Source organism: Vibrio sp. YT-15, assembly GCF_033337445.1.
In the GTDB taxonomy this organism is placed as follows: domain Bacteria; phylum Pseudomonadota; class Gammaproteobacteria; order Enterobacterales; family Vibrionaceae; genus Vibrio; species Vibrio alginolyticus.
The window spans coordinates 15038-35602 of record NZ_JAWOQR010000002.1; the positions used below are offsets into that span (position 1 = coordinate 15038).

At 46.3% G+C, this 20565-nt stretch carries 21 protein-coding genes; 20 read left to right on the forward strand and 1 reads right to left on the reverse strand.

What is annotated here, in order from left to right:
* Nucleotides 1-3: 3 nt before the first annotated feature.
* Nucleotides 4-447 carry a flagellar export protein FliJ gene (fliJ, locus tag R7D93_RS04120; protein ID WP_005380474.1) on the forward strand — a complete coding sequence of 148 codons (444 nt, stop codon included), beginning with the start codon at nucleotides 4-6 and terminating at the stop codon, nucleotides 445-447.
* A 40-nt stretch (nucleotides 448-487) separates the two neighbouring features.
* Here the strand turns inward: fliJ and R7D93_RS04125 are convergent, their stop codons facing one another.
* A complete protein-coding gene (locus tag R7D93_RS04125) occupies nucleotides 488-802 on the reverse strand; it encodes an NIPSNAP family protein (protein WP_213868025.1) in 315 nt (104 codons plus the stop codon).
* A gap of 280 nt (nucleotides 803-1082) precedes the next feature.
* Between R7D93_RS04125 and R7D93_RS04130 the strand changes: the two genes are divergently transcribed.
* The 19 genes from R7D93_RS04130 (at nucleotide 1083) to R7D93_RS04220 (ending at nucleotide 20530) form a co-directional block, all read left to right on the forward strand.
* Nucleotides 1083-2936 carry a flagellar hook-length control protein FliK gene (locus R7D93_RS04130; RefSeq protein WP_213868026.1) on the forward strand — a complete coding sequence of 618 codons (1854 nt, stop codon included), beginning with the start codon at nucleotides 1083-1085 and terminating at the stop codon, nucleotides 2934-2936.
* A gap of 85 nt (nucleotides 2937-3021) precedes the next feature.
* Nucleotides 3022-3525, forward strand: a complete 504-nt coding sequence (gene fliL, locus R7D93_RS04135; protein ID WP_213868027.1) for a flagellar basal body-associated protein FliL — start codon at nucleotides 3022-3024, stop codon at nucleotides 3523-3525.
* A gap of 7 nt (nucleotides 3526-3532) precedes the next feature.
* Nucleotides 3533-4579 carry a flagellar motor switch protein FliM gene (gene fliM / locus R7D93_RS04140; protein ID WP_005380478.1) on the forward strand — a complete coding sequence of 349 codons (1047 nt, stop codon included), beginning with the start codon at nucleotides 3533-3535 and terminating at the stop codon, nucleotides 4577-4579.
* Between the two features lie 58 nt (nucleotides 4580-4637).
* Nucleotides 4638-5048: a flagellar motor switch protein FliN gene (gene fliN / locus R7D93_RS04145; RefSeq protein ID WP_005380479.1), complete on the forward strand. Its 411-nt coding sequence runs from the start codon at nucleotides 4638-4640 to the stop codon at nucleotides 5046-5048.
* Between the two features lies 1 nt (nucleotide 5049).
* Nucleotides 5050-5463, forward strand: coding sequence for a flagellar biosynthetic protein FliO (fliO, locus tag R7D93_RS04150; RefSeq protein WP_005380480.1), 414 nt, complete (start codon nucleotides 5050-5052; stop codon nucleotides 5461-5463).
* Nucleotides 5450-6319, forward strand: a complete 870-nt coding sequence (fliP, locus tag R7D93_RS04155) for a flagellar type III secretion system pore protein FliP (protein WP_005380487.1) — start codon at nucleotides 5450-5452, stop codon at nucleotides 6317-6319. The genes fliO and fliP overlap by 14 nt, the downstream gene beginning before the upstream one ends.
* A 24-nt stretch (nucleotides 6320-6343) precedes the next feature.
* Entirely contained in the window at nucleotides 6344-6613 is a 270-nt protein-coding gene (gene fliQ, locus R7D93_RS04160) for a flagellar biosynthesis protein FliQ (RefSeq protein WP_005380488.1), read from the forward strand.
* A gap of 8 nt (nucleotides 6614-6621) precedes the next feature.
* Complete coding sequence (fliR, locus tag R7D93_RS04165; protein WP_170897466.1) at nucleotides 6622-7404, forward strand: flagellar biosynthetic protein FliR; 783 nt, start codon at nucleotides 6622-6624, stop codon at nucleotides 7402-7404.
* 3 nt (nucleotides 7405-7407) lie between these two features.
* A complete protein-coding gene (gene flhB / locus R7D93_RS04170) occupies nucleotides 7408-8538 on the forward strand; it encodes a flagellar biosynthesis protein FlhB (protein WP_005380490.1) in 1131 nt (376 codons plus the stop codon).
* A gap of 210 nt (nucleotides 8539-8748) precedes the next feature.
* Complete coding sequence (flhA, locus tag R7D93_RS04175; protein ID WP_025998722.1) at nucleotides 8749-10848, forward strand: flagellar biosynthesis protein FlhA; 2100 nt, start codon at nucleotides 8749-8751, stop codon at nucleotides 10846-10848.
* Nucleotides 10849-10876: 28 nt separating this feature from the next.
* On the forward strand, nucleotides 10877-12394 hold the full coding sequence (flhF, locus tag R7D93_RS04180; RefSeq protein ID WP_225495512.1) for a flagellar biosynthesis protein FlhF: 1518 nt from the start codon (nucleotides 10877-10879) through the stop codon (nucleotides 12392-12394).
* A gap of 14 nt (nucleotides 12395-12408) precedes the next feature.
* On the forward strand, nucleotides 12409-13296 hold the full coding sequence (locus R7D93_RS04185) for a MinD/ParA family protein (protein WP_005380498.1): 888 nt from the start codon (nucleotides 12409-12411) through the stop codon (nucleotides 13294-13296).
* Nucleotides 13289-14023: an RNA polymerase sigma factor FliA gene (locus tag R7D93_RS04190; protein WP_005380499.1), complete on the forward strand. Its 735-nt coding sequence runs from the start codon at nucleotides 13289-13291 to the stop codon at nucleotides 14021-14023. The genes R7D93_RS04185 and R7D93_RS04190 overlap by 8 nt, the downstream gene beginning before the upstream one ends.
* Before the next feature lie 45 nt (nucleotides 14024-14068).
* On the forward strand, nucleotides 14069-14437 hold the full coding sequence (gene cheY, locus R7D93_RS04195) for a chemotaxis response regulator CheY (protein WP_017635949.1): 369 nt from the start codon (nucleotides 14069-14071) through the stop codon (nucleotides 14435-14437).
* Nucleotides 14438-14555: 118 nt separating this feature from the next.
* The gene (locus tag R7D93_RS04200) at nucleotides 14556-15296 is read left to right on the forward strand and encodes a protein phosphatase CheZ (RefSeq protein ID WP_005380502.1); all 741 of its coding nucleotides are present in this window, start codon (nucleotides 14556-14558) and stop codon (nucleotides 15294-15296) included.
* 9 nt (nucleotides 15297-15305) lie between these two features.
* Entirely contained in the window at nucleotides 15306-17546 is a 2241-nt protein-coding gene (locus R7D93_RS04205) for a chemotaxis protein CheA (protein ID WP_005380503.1), read from the forward strand.
* A 29-nt stretch (nucleotides 17547-17575) separates the two neighbouring features.
* Nucleotides 17576-18688 carry a chemotaxis response regulator protein-glutamate methylesterase gene (locus R7D93_RS04210; RefSeq protein WP_213868028.1) on the forward strand — a complete coding sequence of 371 codons (1113 nt, stop codon included), beginning with the start codon at nucleotides 17576-17578 and terminating at the stop codon, nucleotides 18686-18688.
* Nucleotides 18689-18696: 8 nt separating this feature from the next.
* Entirely contained in the window at nucleotides 18697-19476 is a 780-nt protein-coding gene (locus R7D93_RS04215) for a ParA family protein (RefSeq protein ID WP_213868029.1), read from the forward strand.
* The gene (locus tag R7D93_RS04220) at nucleotides 19466-20530 is read left to right on the forward strand and encodes a chemotaxis protein CheW (RefSeq protein WP_170897468.1); all 1065 of its coding nucleotides are present in this window, start codon (nucleotides 19466-19468) and stop codon (nucleotides 20528-20530) included. The genes R7D93_RS04215 and R7D93_RS04220 overlap by 11 nt, the downstream gene beginning before the upstream one ends.
* The last annotated feature ends 35 nt before the right edge of the window (nucleotides 20531-20565 follow it).

The window sequence follows — 20565 nt, forward strand, 5'->3', positions numbered from 1 at the left end:
CGCATGAATAATGCGATGGAGTTTCTACTTGAGCAAACTAAGGATCGTGAAGACCAAGCTGTGCTTGCACTGAACAAAGCGCGTTCTGAACTCGAAGATTATTACCGTCAGGTTGAACAAATTGAAAAGTATCGGCTTGATTATTGCCAGCAACTCGTCGACCGTGGTCAGGCGGGCCTAACGGCAAGTCAATATGGACACTTAAATCGATTCCTTACCCAGCTAGATGAGACTTTATCTAAGCAAAAGCAAGCAGAAAGTCATTTCAAAGAGCAGGTTGAAAACTGTAAAGAATATTGGTTAACCGTGCGTAAAGAACGCAAATCCTATGAGTGGATGATAGACAAACGCGAAAAAGAGAAACAACTTGCTGAAGCTAAGCGCGAACAAAAGCAAATGGACGAGTTTTCCACCTTACTTTACAGTCGAAAACCACATCGTTTCTAAAGGTTATTGGTTCGATATTTCATTACGGTGTTGCAGCTGACTACATCTCTACCGATTCAAGTAAGGTAACTTTGATTGAGTCTTGTTCAATTAACTCAAACACCTTCGGTCGAATCTCGCAAACCCACCACTCGTTGTATGTTTTTTCGTAGAGAGTCTGGCGTGCTTGTTCATTGTCGAACTCTCTAAGCCAAACAAAATAGTCATGTCCATCATCACCAGTGTGGACGTAAGTATTCAGTACACGCATGCCTTGTGAGCGTTGATAGGGCAACAGTTCTTCCTTCATCCAACTTAGCCATTGCTTTGTTTTGCCTGCTTTGATTCTATATTGGCGTAATTCTGTGATCTTCAAAGTGATTCCTTAATTGTTAAGCAAAGTGTCTGTTTACGCTTATCGTTTTTCAAAGTCAATCAAGTAGCTGTACATCATGTTAGGAACCAGGTTCTCGGATAGTACTGTTGATGTTTGTTCCATAAACATGCCATCTATTAGCTTACCGAGAATTGACTCAATATTGTGGTGTGATTTTTGCATTTTAGCTGTCAGTGTCGGGTCTTTTTGACCTTTGTTTGCCGCCAGTATTGCTGTCTGTCAGCGATACGCTCAGAGCCACGAGAACGAGAGTTTCTAAATGAGTGTGAATTTGTCCCATGTATCTGCGACTACCAAGACGCCAGTTTCTGATGTGTCCGCTAAAGCGTCCGCAGAGAGCACTGAGAGCAAGGGATTTTTAGAAACGTTAACCGATGCGTTTGCTGGTAAACAAAAGCCCGAAAAAGTAGCAACAGAATCGACAGTGGTTGAAGAAAAAGAAAGAGCGGATGTAGGCAGTACTTCTTCTGCTAACGTCTCGGACGAATTGTTGGCGCAAGAAAGCCAAGAATCCGTCAGTGACGAGACCCATGGTTTTGATGAAATATCAGCAAACAAACCGAATGCAACCTTAAGTGAAGAAGCAAGTTTACAAAAGGCGAGTAACAGCACACCTTTGGAGAATGATGTTGAAGCTATTGAAAAAGTGAAATCAACATCAATCGATACGAGCAACCCATCAAATACAATGGACGTAAAAAGCACGATGGGCGAAGGACAACAGCTTCTTGGTCGAATTGAACAAGCGAATCAAACCCTGAATGCGAGTAATGCATCCATCGATAGTGGCAAAGTTTTGCCTCAGAGCGCGAATTTAGTGCATTCGTTCCACGAGCAAGCAACCGTTTCGACACACCTTGATGAGCTGGCTTTGAATGAAACGCCATCAGTTCATTCGCTTGAACAAGCACAGATGATCCCAGGACAAGACTTAGAGCCAATTTTAGATAAGAATGGTCAACCTATCGATGTCGACAAACTTTCGCCTGAGTTTGCTGCTTGGCAAGAGCTAGCGAAACAAGCCAGCCATCCGACGGCTAAGAGCGCAGTCAGTGGTGAAGTAGCTAATGATCTGTCGCCGTTGTTAACAGACGTTGATGGTTCCAACATCGACGCGCTTCCACGAGTCTCCTTGGATGAACTTGAAGTTATAGATACTAAGTTGGCGCAAGGAAAAGCACTGACTCAGCAAGAAGCTCAGATCATTGAAGGTTTGAAACAAGGAAGGATCACGGCGGATATTCCTGAGCAAGACCTTGCCCAATTTGTTGCGCTCCCTAATGACATTAAACAGATTCTCGCAGAGCAACAAGTACAACATAATTTAACTCGCCAGGCTGGACCTATGGCAGTGTCTCAGCAAATCCAGCATACAGCGGCTCAAGTACTCCAGCCACAAACTGCTCATAGTGGAGAAAAAGTCGCATTATCTCCAACGCCCGATATGTTGATAGCCGCGCAAGTGCCGACGTCGCTTCAAGGTGTGAAAGACGGAGAGATTAGCCAGAAAGTGATGAACGCAGCATTGGCGACTGGTGCGCTAAAGGCGACTGTGGATAAACAAGATAAGTCGGACCTCCAACATGGCTTCGCTGGACAGCTTCAAGCTATGGCAGGTCAGCAAGGAATTAATGTGCAGCAACAAACGCGTATTGATGCTGCACAACAAGCTCAGCTTCCGTTGCAACTAACTAAAGAGCTAGCCAACGAGCAAGTTGCGGAAAAAGTGCAAATGATGATGTCGAAGAATCTGAAAAATCTCGATATTCGTCTTGATCCACCAGAGTTAGGTCGTATGCAAATTCGTATGACCATGAATAATGACGTTGCCAATGTACATTTTACAGTGAACAACCCGCAAGCTCGTGACATTATTGAACAGACGCTCCCTCGTTTGAGAGAAATGCTAGCGCAACAAGGTATGCAGCTGGCTGATTCTTCCGTCCAACAACAAAGCAGTGGGCAACAGCAAGGTAGGTATACTGCTGAACAACATGCTCAAAGCGCGCAAAGTGGCGGTTTCTCTGGACAGTCCGAAGAGGGTTTTGAATCTGATGTCAATCTGGATTTGAATGTCGCTTCAAAGCGTGATGGAATTAGTTTTTACGCATAAAAGGCCGTTTAACGGCAATGGCATACGGTTACCAAGCAACTCACTAAAACGTCTTGGTATCTCAAAAGAACAATAAGAGACAAGAATGGCAGAAGAACAGTTACAAGGGGCCGATGCGCCGAAAGGAAAAAGCAAGTTACTTATCATCATCATCGCTGTTGTAGTATTACTACTTGGTGGCGGGGCAGCGGCATTTTTTCTAATGGGCTCTGATGAACCTGCTCAGGCTGAATCGTCTCAACAGGCTCAAGTGAAGGCATCGGATGCTGCGCCCATCGCGTATGTGAATCTTCCTCAGGCATTTGTATTTAACGTTACTGGGGATAGCCGCGATAGGTTGGTTCAAATTAAAGCGCAGTTAATGGTTCGCGGTGCAGAAAATGAAGAGTTGGCGCGGTATCATTCGCCACTGATTGAAAGCTCTATGCTATCAACGTTTGCTTCCGCGACGGTTAATCAATTGCGCTCTCCTACAGGACGAGTGGAATTGCGCGATCGTGCTTCCGAAGATATCAAAGCAGCGCTGAATGCTGCGGTCGGTAAGCCAGTGATTGAAAAAGTACTGTTTACAGATTTTGTTATTCAATAGGTAAAACGTGACCGATCTATTAAGCCAAGACGAAATTGATGCGCTATTGCATGGAGTTGACGATGTTGATGACGTCGATGAACCGATAGAAAACGACACTGAGGGTGCCGTCAATTTTGATTTCTCGTCGCAAGACAGAATCGTACGTGGTCGAATGCCGACGCTCGAACTTATCAACGAGCGCTTTGCACGGCACATGCGTATTAGTCTGTTTAATATGCTGCGTAAAACGGCAGAGGTGTCGATCAATGGCGTGCAGATGATGAAGTTTGGTGAATACCAGAACACATTGTACGTGCCAACCAGTTTGAACATGGTGCGTTTTCGTCCGTTAAAAGGCACTGCGTTGATCACCATGGAGGCTCGTTTAGTCTTTATTCTGGTAGAAAACTTCTTTGGCGGTGATGGTCGATTCCACGCCAAAATCGAAGGCCGCGAATTTACCCCAACGGAACGCCGCATCATTCAGTTGTTACTGAAAATTGTATTTGAAGATTATAAAGAAGCGTGGTCGCCAGTGATGGGGGTAGAGTTCGAATATCTCGACTCTGAAGTAAACCCAAGTATGGCAAACATTGTCAGCCCGACAGAAGTGATTGTCGTGAGTTCCTTCCATATAGAAGTTGACGGCGGTGGCGGCGATTTTCATGTCGTTATGCCTTACTCCATGGTTGAGCCTATCCGTGAACTATTGGATGCAGGTGTTCAGTCCGACAAGATGGAAACGGACGTTCGCTGGAGCTCAGCACTACGTGAAGAGATCATGGATTGTCCGGTTAACTTCCGCGTGAACTTGCTCGAAAAAGACATTTCTTTGCGTGATCTCATGGAGCTGCAACCGGGCGATATCATCCCGATTGAAATGCCAGAACATGCGACGATGTTTGTAGAAGACCTACCGACCTATCGCGTAAAAATGGGTCGTTCGGAAGACAAATTAGCGGTGCAAATTTCTGAGGAAATTGAGCGCCCACATGTCGTCAAAACAGATTTAGCTTTCTTAGGTAAAGACATCATGTCCGAGCTTGAGAGTGAAGACGATATAGACCATTAAGATACCTTATTAAACAGACATGCTATGGCATGAGTAAGGCGTAACACAGGATAGAAAAATGGAACCAAGTGACGATCAAAAGCTAGCAGACGAATGGGCAGCCGCTCTTGGCGAAGACCCGTCTGCCCCTTCTGTAGACGTAGATGAAGTATTGGCTGCGCCACTGGAAGAGCTAAAAGACACTTCAAGCCCAATTAGCGAAGATGAGCGTCGTAAACTCGACACTATTATGGATATCCCGGTGACGATTTCGATGGAAGTCGGTCGTTCTCAAATTAGCATTCGGAACCTGTTGCAGCTTAACCAAGGTTCGGTTGTTGAGTTGGATCGTCTAGCCGGTGAGTCGCTCGACGTATTGGTTAACGGTACTTTGATTGCTCACGGCGAAGTCGTGGTCGTCAACGATAAGTTTGGTATCCGTTTGACGGATGTGATCAGCCAAACTGAACGAATTAAGAAGCTGCGTTAAGATGAGTCGTTCAATCAAAATGCGATTGAAGCAAATCACTGGAGCACTGAGCTTAATGCTAAGTGCTCCTTATGCATTTGCTGCCGCACCAAATAATCTGGATCTTGCGACGACACTTGGCTCGCTTGTGCTTGTAATCGGCGTGATTCTTTTGCTGGCTTGGTTGCTGAAACGTATGCAAGTGCCAGCGATGGGACAACAAAAGGGCTTGCGTATAGTGAGTCAGTTGCCAGTGGGTACAAAAGAAAGAATCGCAGTAGTTCAAGTGGGTGAAGAACAGTTTTTGGTTGGGATTACTAGCCAATCGATCCAAACTTTAGCCAAGTTAGATAAGCCACTGAAAGAGGAAGAGTTGGCGACCAATGCTTTTGCGACTCAATTTAGCCAGCTGATCAAAAAACATGACAAAGGGTAATCCAATTCGTTTGCTCCTGAGTACGTTGTTACTTTTTGTCGGCGTGCTGTTTTCTTCATTTACCTTTGCTGAAGCAGAGGAGTCAGCGCTGCCAGATAACTTAGCCGATGGAAGTAGTGTTACAGTTCAGGCTATGCAAAGTGATACTGGTGCTAGCCGTGCTATGTCCGTTTCTAGTGGCGGTGGTATTCCAGCATTCACCATGACCACGAACCCTGATGGCAGTGAAGACTACTCGGTTACACTACAAATTTTAGCGTTAATGACCATGCTTGGCTTCTTGCCTGCCATGGTGATTCTGATGACCTCGTTCACTCGAATTGTGGTGGTGATGTCGATATTGCGTCAGGCAATGGGTTTGCAACAAACGCCTTCTAATCAGGTTATTATTGGTATTGCGCTGTTTTTGACCTTTTTTGTTATGTCTCCTGTCCTGAACGAAATCAACGACAAAGCTGTTCAGCCTTATTTGAACGAGCAAGTTACGGCGCGAGAAGCGTTTGATGCAGCACAAGCGCCAATGAAAGCATTTATGCTTAAGCAGACCCGAATCAAAGATTTGGAGACGTTCGTAACCATGTCTGGAGAGCAAGTCGAGAATCCAGAAGATGTGTCGATGGCGGTGTTGATTCCGGCTTTTATCACCTCAGAGCTAAAAACTGCATTCCAAATTGGCTTTATGCTCTTCTTGCCGTTTTTGATTATTGACCTTGTAGTCGCTTCGGTACTGATGGCAATGGGTATGATGATGTTGTCACCAATGATTGTTTCGTTGCCGTTCAAGTTGATGTTGTTCGTATTGGTCGATGGTTGGAACTTGATACTCTCGACACTTGCGGGCAGCTTTGCCCTTTAGATAAGCGCAGATAGAGGATAAGACATGACACCAGAAATGTTTGTCGAGCTTTTCCGTGAAGCACTTTGGATGGTGCTTATCATGGTCTGCGCCATTATCATCCCAAGCTTGCTTATCGGCCTTGTAGTTGCGATTTTTCAAGCTGCGACATCCATCAACGAACAAACATTGAGCTTCTTACCGCGTTTGATTGTCACGCTTTTGGCCCTGATGCTGTTTGGGCATTGGATGACGCAAATGTTGATGGAATATTTCTATGGCTTGATTGAACGCTTACCTCAGGTGCTTTATTAGAGGCGCCTATGGAGTACCCCACTAGCGTTGTCTTAGATTGGATCGCAAACTACTTCTGGCCCTATGTTCGTATCTCATCCATGTTGATGGTGATGACAGTAACCGGGGCCCGATTTGTTTCGCCAAGAATCCGCCTTTACCTCGGTTTAGCCATCACTTTCGCTGTCATGCCAGCCATCCCCACCGTACCTCAAGACATTGAGCTACTCTCGTTTCGTGGTTTCATGACCATTGCCGAGCAAATGATCATCGGCATAGCGATGGGTATGGTTACTCAATTTATGATTCAAACCTTTGTCCTGCTGGGTCAAATATTGGGTATGCAATCAAGTTTGGGCTTTGCTTCTATGGTTGATCCTGCAAATGGTCAGAACACGCCATTGCTTGGTCAGTTATTCATGTTCTTAACGACAATGTTTTTTCTTGCCACCGATGGACACTTAAAAATGCTGCAATTGGTGGTGTTCAGTTTCAAAACTTTGCCGATTGGCTCCGGCTCGCTCAACGCGGTTGATTTCCGTGAAATGGCAGGCTGGCTTGGTATTATGTTCCAAACGGCACTGAGTATGTCTCTATCTGGCATTATTGCGCTACTGACCATTAACTTGTCGTTTGGTGTAATGACCCGTGCCGCACCACAGCTGAATATCTTCTCGCTTGGTTTTGCTTTTGCTTTGATGGTGGGTCTATTACTTTGTTGGTACATACTGGCTGGTCTATACAGTCATTATGAAATGTTCTGGACAGTGGGTGAGGCGCAGATTTGTCGGCTTATTCGCTTGGAGTGCTAAGATTTGGCAGAATCAGACGGTCAGGAACGCACCGAAGAAGCCACGCCCCGACGGTTACAACAAGCCAGAGAAAAGGGGCAGGTCGCTCGATCTAAAGAGCTCGCATCAGCATCTGTGCTGATCGTTGGCGCCATTTCATTGATGTGGTTTGGCGAGGCGTTAGCACGTTCATTGTTTTCCATCATGAGCCGTTTATTTGATCTTCAACGAGAAGAGATTTTCGATACTGCAAAACTGTTTGATATCGCTTTGGGCGCGATGAGTGATTTGTTGTTCCCACTATTTTTGGTGTTAGCGACATTGTTTACCGCCGCCATGATTGGAGCAGCAGGTGTGGGAGGAATCAGTTTTTCTGCCCAAGCGGCCATGCCCAAGCTGTCGAAAATGAATCCGCTTAGCGGCTTAAAGCGAATGGTTGGAATGCAAAGCTGGGTAGAGTTGATCAAATCAATCCTTAAAGTGGTTCTGGTCACTGGTGTCGCCATCTATTTGATCCAAGCATCGCAGGCCGATCTGATTCAATTGAGCATGGATGTGTATCCGCAAAACATCTTCCATGCTTTAGATATTTTGCTGAACTTTATTTTGCTGATCAGTTGCTCGCTATTGATTGTGGTTGCCATCGATATTCCATTTCAAATCTGGCAGCACGCCGATCAGTTAAAAATGACCAAGCAAGAAGTCAAAGACGAATACAAAGAGACTGAAGGTAAGCCGGAAGTGAAAGGCCGTATTCGTATGTTGCAAAGGGAAGCGGCTCAACGTCGAATGATGGCGGATGTTCCTCAAGCTGATGTTATTGTTACTAACCCTGAGCACTTCTCGGTAGCGCTTCGTTATAAGCAGAAGACAGACCGTGCGCCAGTCGTGATCGCTAAAGGTACTGACCACATGGCGATGAAGATTCGAGAAGTCGCCCGCGAACATGACATTACGATTGTGCCCGCACCACCTTTGGCTCGTGCGTTGTACCACACGACAGAGCTCGAGCAAGAGATCCCCGATGGGTTATTTACTGCCGTCGCTCAGGTTTTGGCATTTGTATTCCAATTGAAGCAATACCGAAAACGAGGTGGACAGCGCCCGAAAATTCAAGATTATGATTTGCCAATCCCGCCCGAGCACCGTCATTGATACGAAAAGCGGTAAAGCCTTAAAAAAGCTCGTTTGATCAAAAGCTAAGCTCTATTTGAGTGTTTAGTCATTATTTTGGCGCTAATTATGGTACATAGATTGCTTAAAACGCTTTAATTATCAACCCTACCTAAACTTTTAGGCTAAAGCGGTCGCGTATTAATAGTAAGAGCTTACGTGACGCTTCAATCGATTGAGATCTCTCGCAGTATGAAGTTAAGCCTGCCGTTTGCAGATAAATTGCCACGAATCCCTCAACGTGAAATGCCAGCTATTGGTGCTCCGGTGATGGTTTTGGCCACCCTAGCGATGGTGGTACTGCCGATTCCAGCATTTTTGCTGGATATGTTCTTCACCTTTAACATCGCGCTGTCGATGGTGGTGTTGTTAGTGACCGTTTACACACGTCGCCCTTTGGACTTCGCTGCTTTTCCAACGGTATTGCTGATCGCCACGTTGCTCCGCTTGGCTTTGAACGTTGCCTCGACTCGTGTCGTCTTACTGCATGGTCATGAAGGCGGTAATGCGGCAGGTAACGTAATTGAGGCGTTCGGTAACGTCGTTATTGGTGGTAACTACGCGGTCGGCCTAGTGGTTTTCCTCATCTTAATGATCATCAACTTTATGGTGGTGACCAAAGGTGCGGGTCGTATCTCTGAGGTAAGTGCTCGCTTTACGCTTGATGCGTTGCCGGGTAAGCAAATGGCGATTGATGCGGACTTGAATGCCGGATTGATAGACCAAGAGCAGGCAAGAGTTCGTCGTTTTGAAGTGACCAAAGAAGCGGATTTCTATGGCTCGATGGATGGTGCCTCGAAGTTCGTAAAAGGTGACGCGATTGCCGGTATTTTGATTCTGTTTATCAACATCGTCGGCGGTCTGTCGATCGGTATGGCGCAGTATGGATTGGGTTTCGGTGAAGCGATTGAAATCTATACCTTACTGACAATCGGTGATGGTTTGGTCGCACAAATCCCATCGCTATTGCTGTCAATTGCAGCGGCAATGATGGTGACACGCCAAAACACCGATGAAGACATGGGTGAACAACTGGTCTTCCAGATGTTCGACAACCCAAAAGCGCTGATGATTACTGCGGCTATTCTTGGTGTGATGGGCATCGTACCGGGCATGCCACACTTTGCGTTTTTGAGCCTGGCAGTCGCGGCCGGTGCAGCGGCATATTTCATCGACAAACGGCAGAAGCAGAAAGCGAAAGAGCCCGCTTTACCAGCAACAGCAGACGAAGGTACAGAACCTTCCTCACAGCGCGAACTGTCTTGGGATGACGTCCAGCCAGTCGATATTATTGGCTTGGAAGTCGGTTATCGCTTAATCCCTTTGGTGGACAGAGATCAAGGTGGGGAACTGTTAGAGCGGGTAAAAGGTGTGCGTAAAAAGTTATCGCAAGATTTTGGGTTCCTAATTCCAGCGGTTCATATTCGTGACAATCTTGAGCTGACCCCAAACAGTTACCGAATTACATTGATGGGGGTTGCGGTGGGCGAAGCAGAGATTCGTCCGGATCAAGAGCTAGCGATTAACCCAGGTCAGGTGTATGGCATGATTGATGGTGAGCCAACCATTGACCCTGCTTTTGGACTGGAAGCCGTATGGATCCGAGAAGATCAGCGTGAGCACGCGCAGGCTCTGGGTTATACGGTTGTTGATTCATCAACGGTATTAGCGACGCACCTAAGCCAGCTATTGACCAACAACGCATCACAGCTAATTGGCCATGAAGAAGTAGAGAATTTATTAGAAATGTTGGGACGCAGCGCGCCTAAGTTGGTCGAGAACTTTGTTCCTGACCAATTACCATTAGGTGTGGTGGTGAAAGTCCTACAAAACTTGTTAAACGAGGCCATTCCAATCCGCGATATTCGCACGATTGTTCAAACTTTGGCTGAGTACTCAAGTAAGAGTCAAGAAGCTGACATATTGACGGCAGCAGTTCGAATTAGTCTTAAACGTCTAATTGTTCAAGAAATCAATGGTATAGAGCCTGAGTTACCAGTGATTACTTTGATACCTGAACTGGAACAAATATTGCATCAAACTATGCAAGCATCAGGAGGCGAATCCGCGGGGATTGAACCGGGACTCGCTGAGCGATTGCAGTCTTCACTAAGCCAAGCGACACAGGAACAAGAACTGAAAGGCGAACCTGCCGTTCTGCTTACTTCTGGTGTATTACGCTCGACGTTGGCTAAATTTGTGAAGAACACAATACCTAATCTCCGGGTACTGTCTTACCAAGAAATCCCGGATGAAAAACAGATCAGAATTGTGCAAGCCGTGGGTAACTGATCTCACGCATCATTAATGGATTCATAGTTTGAAAATAAAGCGATTTTTTGCCAAAGACATGAGAACGGCGCTGCTCCAAGTGAAAGAGGAGTTAGGCGCGGAAGCGGTGATCATGTCAAACAAGAAAGTGGCTGGTGGAGTAGCGATTGTTGCGGCGATAGATAGTGAATCTAATCCGCCTCAAGCAAGCGCAGCGTCACAGCAAAATCGCGGTGCTTCTCAATCGAATCGCTATAACGAACATCGTCAAATGTCATCGTCTTCTGCTGATCGTTACCAAGATCGTCATTTAGATGAAGATAAAATTAGCCTGAACAGTAATAACAGTAACAATGAAAAAACAGGCTCAATGACGCAGCGATTCGCTAATATGCTTAAGCAATATAGCGGTGGTGCAGCAGATGCTGACGACCACGTAGCGGAAAATGAAGATTCGCTCTCTGCTTTGCTGCAACGCCAAAATAAGCATCGCGACGGCTACAACCAAGAAAAGCCAGCGCCATATCAACCAGATTCACCTTTGGCGAAGCTAATCGCACAGGACAATCGATTTGAACGTCCGACGCCCAAGCTGGACCCGACGCGCTATGACCGACGTCGCCCAAGTGATGAGCGTGACGAATCGGCCGATGAGCTAGAAAGCATGCGCGAAGAGATGACGTCAATTCGTCGTCTGTTGGAGCACCAAGTTTCTGGCCTGATGTGGCAAGAAGTAGAACGCCGTGAGCCGCTAAGAGCAATGCTGATTAAGCGCTTAGAGCGAATGGGCGTTTCTCCGGAGTTAGCAGACCAGATGGCCTGTTATATTCCGGAAGATACAAAGCCAGCGCGAGTGTGGAAAGCGTTATTGTCGCTGGTGGCGGATCAAATCAATATTCCTAAACAGGACATTTTAAAACGTGGTGGCGTAGTCGCATTGTTGGGTCCGACTGGGGTTGGGAAAACAACAACCGTAGCGAAACTCGCAGCACGCGCAGCCATGGAATACGGTGCCGACAATGTGGCCCTTGTGACAACAGATACATATCGCATAGGTGCACATGAGCAACTCTCAATTTACGGAAGAATCATGGGTTGTCCCGTAAGAGTTGCTAAAGATTCTAACGAGTTAGCCGATGTTATATATCAGCTAAGAAACAGAAGACTGATTTTGGTCGATACGGCAGGGATGGGGCAACGAGATGTGAGGCTTTCCGAGCAGCTCGACACTCTAATGCAAGAGAGCGGAGAAGTGATTCACAGCTACCTTGTTTTGCCGGCTACCGCACAACGTCGTGTTCTACAAGAAACGCTGGATCACTTCCGACGTATACCACTTTCGGGTTGTATTATGACGAAGCTTGATGAGTCATTAAGCCTAGGCGAATTCATCAGTGTAGTGATTCAAAACGCAATGCCAGTAGCTTACATCGCTAATGGTCAGCGCGTACCAGAAGACATTGTGATAGCGCAACCAAAATATATGCTTGCGAAAGCAAATGAACTGTTAGAGAAGTCGACAGAGAACGAACCTCACTTTTGGAACAGTGACAGTGAAGGACTCTAAGGCGGCGGACTACTATGACTGAGAATATGATACACGATCAAGCAAGCGGCCTCCGTCGCTTAACACAACCATCGTTGACCAAAGTGATTGCTGTTACTGGCGGCAAAGGTGGTGTGGGGAAATCAAACGTAACACTGGGTCTGGCGATTTGTATGGCTCGCCAAGGCAAGAAGGTGATGGTTCTCGACGCTGATTTAGGTCTGGCCAATGTGGACGTGATGCTCGGAATTCGTGCAAAACGTAATCTAGGACATGTCTTAGCGGGTGAATGTGAGCTAAAAGATGCGATTGTCGAAGGGCCTTATGGTATAAAGATAATTCCTGCAACTTCTGGCACACAGAGCATGACAGAGCTTTCTCACGCTCAGCATGCTGGACTCATTCGAGCATTTGGTAGTCTTGAAGACGAAATGGATGTCCTGCTGATTGATACCGCTGCTGGTATCTCTGACATGGTAATCAGTTTTTCGCGAGCAGCTCAAGATGTGGTTGTAGTTGTGTGTGATGAACCGACGTCAATCACAGATGCCTATGCATTAATCAAGCTGTTGAGTAAAGAACACCAAGTTCAACGCTTTAAAGTTGTAGCAAATATGGTCAGAAGCTACCGTGAAGGGCGAGAATTGTTTGCAAAGTTGACACTAGTCACAGAGCGATTCTTGAATGTTAGCCTTGAACTCGTAGCATGTATTCCATTAGATGATAAAGTACGACAGGCTGTAAAAAGACAAAAAATTGTCGTTGATGCGTTCCCACGCTCGCCTGCCGCTTTAGCTATCAGCTCACTAGCAAACAAAGCGTTGACGTGGCCACTACCGAAAACACCAAGTGGACACTTGGAATTTTTTGTGGAAAGGTTGCTAAATCGTACCGAATTCGCAGAGGACCCTTTTGGTGAATAAAGCGATAACCTATGACCAACATGGCAAATTTAATAGCCAGCAGGCGTTCATTGAACGTTATTCAGTGTTGGTTAAGCGCATTGCTCACCACCTACTAGGCCGTTTACCGCCGAGTGTTCAGGTAGAGGATTTAATTCAGGCCGGCATGATCGGTCTTATCGAAGCTCAGCAGAATTATGATGGTTCTAAAGGTGCGAGCTTTGAAACTTATGCAGGTATCCGTATTCGTGGCGCAATGTTAGATGACATGCGTAAAGGCGATTGGGTACCGCGTTCTGTTCATAAAAATAATCGAGAGATTAACCAAGCGATTGCGGAGCTGGAAGGCGAATTAAATCGAGATCCTACTGATTCTGAAGTAGCCACGCATCTCGGTATGACACTGGATCAATATCATAGTGCTCTTACCGATATCAACTGCTCAAAATTAGTCGGTATTGAAGATTTAGGCGTTTCTGATGATGTGATTTCACCGGCGGATGAAACCGATGACAGCAACCCATTCAAAGGGGTAGTTGATGAATCATTTCGAAAAGCACTGGTTGAATCAATAAAACAGCTTCCAGAGCGTGAAGCTTTGGTTCTTTCGCTTTATTATGATGAAGAACTCAATTTGAAAGAAATTGGCGATGTGTTAGGCGTAAGCGAATCTCGCGTAAGTCAAATACTGAGTCAAGCGATGCAACGTTTACGTACCAAGCTCAGTGCGTGGACACAAAATGACTAAAAACACTGATTTTACGATTCAGTGGAGGCAATTTTGAATAAAAACATGAAGATCCTTATTGTTGATGATTTCTCAACAATGCGCCGTATTGTTAAAAACCTGCTTCGTGACTTGGGTTTCAATAACACTCAAGAAGCGGACGATGGTTTAACCGCATTACCAATGCTGAAAAAAGGTGACTTCGATTTTGTTGTAACTGACTGGAACATGCCAGGTATGCAAGGCATCGATTTGCTTAAACACATCCGCGCGGATGCAGAACTTAAGCATCTGCCAGTTCTAATGATCACGGCTGAAGCGAAGCGTGAGCAGATCATTGAAGCTGCTCAAGCAGGTGTAAACGGCTACATTGTTAAGCCATTTACTGCTGCAACATTAAAAGAAAAATTAGATAAAATTTTCGAGCGTTTATAACTCTCTCTTTCTCTTTGTTATTCGAGTCATTCATACCAATTATTAAATACCTATTAAATGACTCGTTTAGCGTTTTCAAAGTGATAAGAAGAACTAAACGTAAAAGGGTCTATTCAGAATGATCTCACTAGAGCAGGCGAAGTCACTCGTTCAAATGCTAGAAAACGGGGAACAAGACCAAGCCAATATGCTTGTTGCCTCGATCTACGAAGGTGCCGATAACCCAATGCTGCAAGAAATTGGAGCGTTAACTCGAGACCTTCACGAATCACTCAAGCAGTTCAGTCTCGATCAGCGCATGACCGAAATTGCGAAAGACGAAATCCCTAACGCTAGGGATCGTCTCAATTATGTGATCGAGAAGACAGAGCTTGCAGCCAACAAAACAATGGATGCGGTCGACTGCTGCCTTCCTATCGCTGACAACCTGCATGATTGCCTTCTAAAAGTTCGTCCTCAATGGAATGAACTCATGCACGGGCGCATAGAATTAAGCGAATTTAAAGCACTGTGCCACCGAATCGACGGGCTATTAGTGCAAGTCGAAGGTGACAGCACTGAATTGCGCGGCCAGTTGACCGAAATTCTCATGGCGCAAGACTTCCAAGACCTAACTGGCCAAATCATTCGCCGCGTAATTACGTTGGTTAATGAAGTTGAAGGCCGCTTAGTGGAAATCCTAACCGTATTCTCTGGAAATAAACTTGAAGAACATATTCAAGTTTTGTCAGAACCGGCAGATAAAAAGAATACACAAACAAGCGAAGCCGAAGGCCCGATTCTTCATCCAGAACTGAGAGAAGATGCGGTTTCATCGCAGGACGAAGTCGATGACTTGTTGTCCAGTCTTGGATTTTAAAGGTAACGTATGAGCTACGATTTAGACGAAGATATTCTTCAGGACTTTCTCATTGAGGCTGGGGAAATTCTCGAGCTGCTTTCTGAGCAGTTGGTTGAATTAGAAAATAACCCAGAAGACAAAGACTTACTTAATGCTATTTTCCGCGGGTTTCATACCGTAAAAGGCGGTGCCGGCTTCCTTTCATTGGCAGAGCTAGTCGATACTTGTCATGGTGCGGAGAACGTGTTCGACGTTTTACGAAACGGTCAACGCACGGTAACGCAAAACTTAATGGATACGATGCTAAAAGCCTTGGATACGGTTAATACCCAGTTCCAGGCTGTTCAAGATCGTGAGCCGTTAGAAGCTGCGGACCCTGAGCTTCTTGAAGAACTTCATCGTCTATGCAAACCTGAGTCAGAAGATGAAGTAGCGGCAACCGTAGTTGAAGAACCAGTGGCTACTCCAGAGCCTATTATTCCCGAGCCTATCATCGAAGAACCTGCTGCGCCGTCAGCACCATCAAGTGTCGGCTCTGTTGATGAAATTACCCAAGACGAATTCGAAAAGCTACTGGATGAGCTTCATGGTAAAGGTTCAGCGCCAGGCACCTCAATGTCTGCGACACCTACAACGCCATCTGAACCGCCTCAATCGAGTGCACCATCAGTTGAAAGTGGTGATATCACTGATGATGAGTTTGAACGTTTACTCGATGAACTGCACGGTGTAGGAAAAAGCCCTTCTACGGCAGAGGCTGCTGCATCTGCATCCGTACCAGTAGAGCCACCTAAAGCGGCAGAGCCTTCCGCTCCAGTGTCATCTTCATCAAATCAAGACAGTGACTTAATGACGGACGAAGAGTTCGAAAAGTTACTCGATGAGCTACATGGTTCAGGTAAAGGTCCAACGCTAGAAGAATTAGATATGGCAACGAAGCCAGCGTCAGCAAACGTAGAGCAAAGCCCTGCGAAACCTGAGCCTGTTGCTAAGCCAGCACCCGTTCAAGCAGCGCCAGCACCAAAGCCAGAATCTAAACCAGTCGCGGTAAAAGAAGAAGCTAAAGCACCAGCGGTTAAAAAACCTCAGGCTGAAGCAACCGTTCGTGTTGATACCTCGACACTTGATACCATCATGAACATGGTGGGTGAGCTCGTATTGGTTCGAAACCGCCTATTAAGCCTTGGTTTGAATAGCGACAACGAAGAGATGTCCAAAGCGGTCGCTAACCTTGACGTGGTAACTGCGGATCTACAAGGCGCGGTAATGAAAACGCGTATGCAGCCAATTAAGAAAGTGTTTGGCCGTTTCCCGCGCGTTGTCCGTGACTTGGCTCGTAACCTAAATAAAGACATCGTGCTAGAAATGCGCGGTGAAGAAACCGATCTCGATAAGAACCTTGTAGAAGCATTGGCCGATCCGTTGATTCACTTGGTACGTAACTCGGTTGATCACGGTATTGAAATGCCAGACGCACGCGCGAAGGCCGGCAAATCACGCACAGGTAAAGTGATTTTGTCAGCATCGCAAGAAGGGGACCATATTGAACTATCCATCGTAGATGATGGTGGCGGTATGGACCCGAACAAACTGCGTGGCATCGCGGTGAAGCGTGGCATGATGGATGAAGATGCGGCGGCACGTTTAACAGATAAAGAGTGCTTCAACCTTATCTTCGCACCTGGTTTCTCAAGTAAAGATAAAATTTCTGACATCTCTGGTCGTGGTGTGGGTATGGACGTGGTTAAGACGGCGATCAATACCTTAAACGGTTCAATCGATATCGATTCTGAGCTAGGCAAGGGCACTAAGATTACGATCAAGGTACCACTAACGTTAGCGATTTTACCGACTCTGATGGTTGGTGTTGGCGGTCATCCGTTTGCTCTACCACTGGCTTCGGTGAGTGAAATTTTCCACTTAGATCTTAGCCGTACAAACGTGGTAGATGGTCAGCTGACGATCATTGTACGTGAGAAATCTATCCCGCTATTTTACTTACAAAACTGGTTAGCATCCAAATCGCAAAACGTCCAAGAGCGTACTGGTCACGGTCACGTGGTGATTGTACAGATTGGTAACCAACGCGTTGGTTTTGTTGTGGATACGCTTATTGGTCAAGAAGAAGTGGTTATTAAGCCACTCGATAATCTATTACAGGGCACTCCAGGTATGGCTGGTGCGACAATTACTAGCGATGGCCACATTGCATTAATTCTAGATGTGCCTGATTTACTTAAGCGATACGCTGCGGCTTCACGCCTTTAAGCAAAGCTGACGTTATTAAAAGGAATAAGATGGCGATTAAAGTACTAGTCGTTGATGATTCGAGTTTTTTCCGACGTCGCGTGAGCGAAATCATCAACTCAGAATCGCGCCTAGAAGTGATTGACGTTGCGGTAAATGGTAGAGAGGCGGTTGAGAAAGCCAAATCTCTCAAACCTGACGTCATCACGATGGATATTGAAATGCCAGTGATGGATGGCATTACAGCTGTACGTGAAATAATGGCCGCTGCTCCAACGCCAATTCTAATGTTTTCGTCCCTGACCCACGACGGGGCGAAAGCTACGCTTGATGCGCTAGATGCGGGCGCATTGGACTTCTTACCGAAAAAGTTTGAGGACATTGCGCGTAACCGTGAAGAAGCGGTGTCATTACTTCAACAGCGTGTGATTCAGATTGCCTCGAAGCGCGCTTTCATGCGTCGACCTATCGCTCGCCCAACAGCGAGTACCAGCACGACTACTCGATCATTAGGTTCAAGAACGGCTTCACCTGTGACTCCAACACCAACTCGACCTGCTGCGACAAAGTACCGTGCTTCTGGTAAGAAGTATCAACTGACGGCAATTGGCACATCAACAGGTGGCCCCGTTGCTCTACAAAAAATTCTGACGCGTTTGCCGATGAACTATCCGCATCCGATTGTATTGATTCAACACATGCCAGCAACGTTTACTGCTGCGTTTGCCAGTCGTTTGAACACCTTGTGCAAGATTCAAGTGAAAGAAGCACAAGATGGCGATGTGTTACAGCCCGGTGTCGCATACCTTGCACCAGGTGGGAAACAAATGATGGTGGATGGACGAGCGAGCGCTGCTCGTCTTCGCATTATTGATGGCGGCGACCGCATGAACTACAAACCATGTGTGGATGTGACTTTTGGTTCTGCCGCAAAAGTATATAGCGACAAAGTGCTCTCTTTAGTGTTGACAGGCATGGGTGCAGACGGTCGTGAGGGCGCTCGCATGTTGAAGTCTGCAGGCTCAACTATTTGGGCACAAGATGAAGAAAGTTGTGTTGTTTATGGCATGCCCCAAGCGGTTGCTAAAGCAGGCATTTCTTCAGAAGATTTACCGCTTGACCGCATCGCTGAACGCATGTTGGTGGAAGTTGGCCTAGCTTAGGATTCATCATGATTGTTTGGAGTGTAGCTAACCAGAAAGGAGGCGTGGGTAAAACCACCTCAACAGTGACATTGGCGGGCTTATTGAGCCAGAAAGGCCATCGAGTATTGATGGTTGATACTGATCCTCACGCCTCACTGACTACTTATCTCGGTTATGATCCTGATGCAGTAACTTCGAGCCTATTTGATTTATTCCAGTTGAAGACGTTTTCTCGTGAGACGGTTAAGCCGTTGATTTTAGAAACAGAGCTGGAAGGAATGGATATCATTCCCGCGCATATGTCCCTTGCCACGCTTGATCGCGTAATGGGTAATCGCAGTGGTATGGGATTAATCTTAAAACGGGCGCTGCAAACTGTCTCACAAGACTATGACTATGTGTTGATTGACTGTCCGCCAATCCTTGGCGTGATGATGGTGAACGCGTTGGCAGCCAGTGACCGAATTTTGATTCCTGTTCAAACAGAGTTTTTGGCAATGAAAGGTCTAGAGCGCATGATGCGTACGCTATCCATTATGCAAAAATCTCGCCCGGGCGGTTTCAAAGTGACTATCGTCCCAACCATGTACGATAAGCGCACGAAAGCGTCATTGCAGACATTGATGCAACTGAAAAAAGATTACCCAAATCAAGTGTGGACCTCAGCGGTGCCTATTGATACCAAGTTCCGCGATGCCAGTTTAAAGCACTTGCCAGCTTCGCATTTTGCATCTGGTAGCCGTGGTGTGTTTGCCTATAAACAGCTACTGATTTACCTGGAGAGGTTGGCGTTCGATGAGCAGTAATGATGTGCTGTCCAGTGAACAAGCACTTGATGACTACTTTAATGCATTACTGGATGATGAAACTGAAATAACGACTCTTGAGGAAGACCTTGACCTGTTGGCTCAAGAGGTATCATCTGCAGAGCCAGAGCCAGAGCCAGAGCCAGAGCCAGAGCCAGAGCCAGAGCCAGAGCCAGAGCCAGAGCCAGAATTACAGCTACAATACTCGGAGCCAGAAACGTACCAGTTTCAAGAAACATATCCGCCAGAGTTGGAAGCTCCAAACCTGGAAGATGTTCAAAGGCTATTAAGTCAGCTTGAAGCAAGCAACCCAGTGGCTGAGTTGGATATTGATAGTATTCTTGAACAAAATACGATTGATATTGCAGCAGAGATAAAAGCGGCTGAGCCTGAGGTACAAACCTTTAGTGAGGTGCCTGAGCTTCAGGGTGTTGAGGAAATACAGGACTGGGTGATTGATGAGCCAGTTTTTGAGGAAGCGCAACCAGAGGTGGATGAACCTCACGCAGTGATCGAACAAAGTATCAATATAGAATCGAACGTCGATACTGAACTCGAAACACAAGCAGATTCCGATATACCAACGGTCTGGGAAAGCACGAAGCGAAGTGAGGACTTCCAAGTTCTTTACTTTGATGTGAATGGTGTCACGTTTGCTGTACCTCTTGATGAGTTAGGTGGTATTCATCGCATTAGCGAGCTTAACCATTTGATAGGAAAACCCGCCTGGTATTTGGGGCTACAAACAAATCGCGAGCAGCAGTTTGATGTCGTCGATACCGCGAAATGGGTGATGGCAGATAAGCTTCGTGATGATAGCTATAAAGATAACTACCAATATGTCGTCATGCTTGGTGAGAGCATGTGGGGGTTGGCCAGTAACCAATTAATGGGGACTGAAACGCTTAATATCGACAAGGTTCGCTGGCGTGAGCAGGCGGGTAAACGCCCTTGGCTAGCGGGCATGGTAAAAGAAAAAATGTGTGCCTTAATTCATGTCCAGGCGCTCATTGACATGCTAAACGCCGGTTTAGATGTCAAATCACTGAATTAGATTTAAGTCGGGAACGACATTAACGAGGATTAACT

Bases quoted from the DNA above. Each gene is read 5' to 3' on its own strand.
- fliJ (WP_005380474.1), top strand. From the start codon at position 4: ATGAATAATGCGATGGAGTTTCTACTTGAGCAAACTAAGGATCGTGAA.
- R7D93_RS04130 (WP_213868026.1), top strand. From the start codon at position 1,083: ATGAGTGTGAATTTGTCCCATGTATCTGCGACTACCAAGACGCCAGTT.
- fliL (WP_213868027.1), top strand. From the start codon at position 3,022: ATGGCAGAAGAACAGTTACAAGGGGCCGATGCGCCGAAAGGAAAAAGC.
- fliN (WP_005380479.1), top strand. From the start codon at position 4,638: ATGGAACCAAGTGACGATCAAAAGCTAGCAGACGAATGGGCAGCCGCT.
- fliO (WP_005380480.1), top strand. From the start codon at position 5,050: ATGAGTCGTTCAATCAAAATGCGATTGAAGCAAATCACTGGAGCACTG.
- fliP (WP_005380487.1), top strand. From the start codon at position 5,450: ATGACAAAGGGTAATCCAATTCGTTTGCTCCTGAGTACGTTGTTACTT.
- fliQ (WP_005380488.1), top strand. From the start codon at position 6,344: ATGACACCAGAAATGTTTGTCGAGCTTTTCCGTGAAGCACTTTGGATG.
- fliR (WP_170897466.1), top strand. From the start codon at position 6,622: ATGGAGTACCCCACTAGCGTTGTCTTAGATTGGATCGCAAACTACTTC.
- flhA (WP_025998722.1), top strand. From the start codon at position 8,749: ATGAAGTTAAGCCTGCCGTTTGCAGATAAATTGCCACGAATCCCTCAA.
- R7D93_RS04185 (WP_005380498.1), top strand. From the start codon at position 12,409: ATGACTGAGAATATGATACACGATCAAGCAAGCGGCCTCCGTCGCTTA.
- cheY (WP_017635949.1), top strand. From the start codon at position 14,069: ATGAAGATCCTTATTGTTGATGATTTCTCAACAATGCGCCGTATTGTT.
- R7D93_RS04200 (WP_005380502.1), top strand. From the start codon at position 14,556: ATGATCTCACTAGAGCAGGCGAAGTCACTCGTTCAAATGCTAGAAAAC.
- R7D93_RS04205 (WP_005380503.1), top strand. From the start codon at position 15,306: ATGAGCTACGATTTAGACGAAGATATTCTTCAGGACTTTCTCATTGAG.
- R7D93_RS04210 (WP_213868028.1), top strand. From the start codon at position 17,576: ATGGCGATTAAAGTACTAGTCGTTGATGATTCGAGTTTTTTCCGACGT.
- R7D93_RS04215 (WP_213868029.1), top strand. From the start codon at position 18,697: ATGATTGTTTGGAGTGTAGCTAACCAGAAAGGAGGCGTGGGTAAAACC.
- R7D93_RS04220 (WP_170897468.1), top strand. From the start codon at position 19,466: ATGAGCAGTAATGATGTGCTGTCCAGTGAACAAGCACTTGATGACTAC.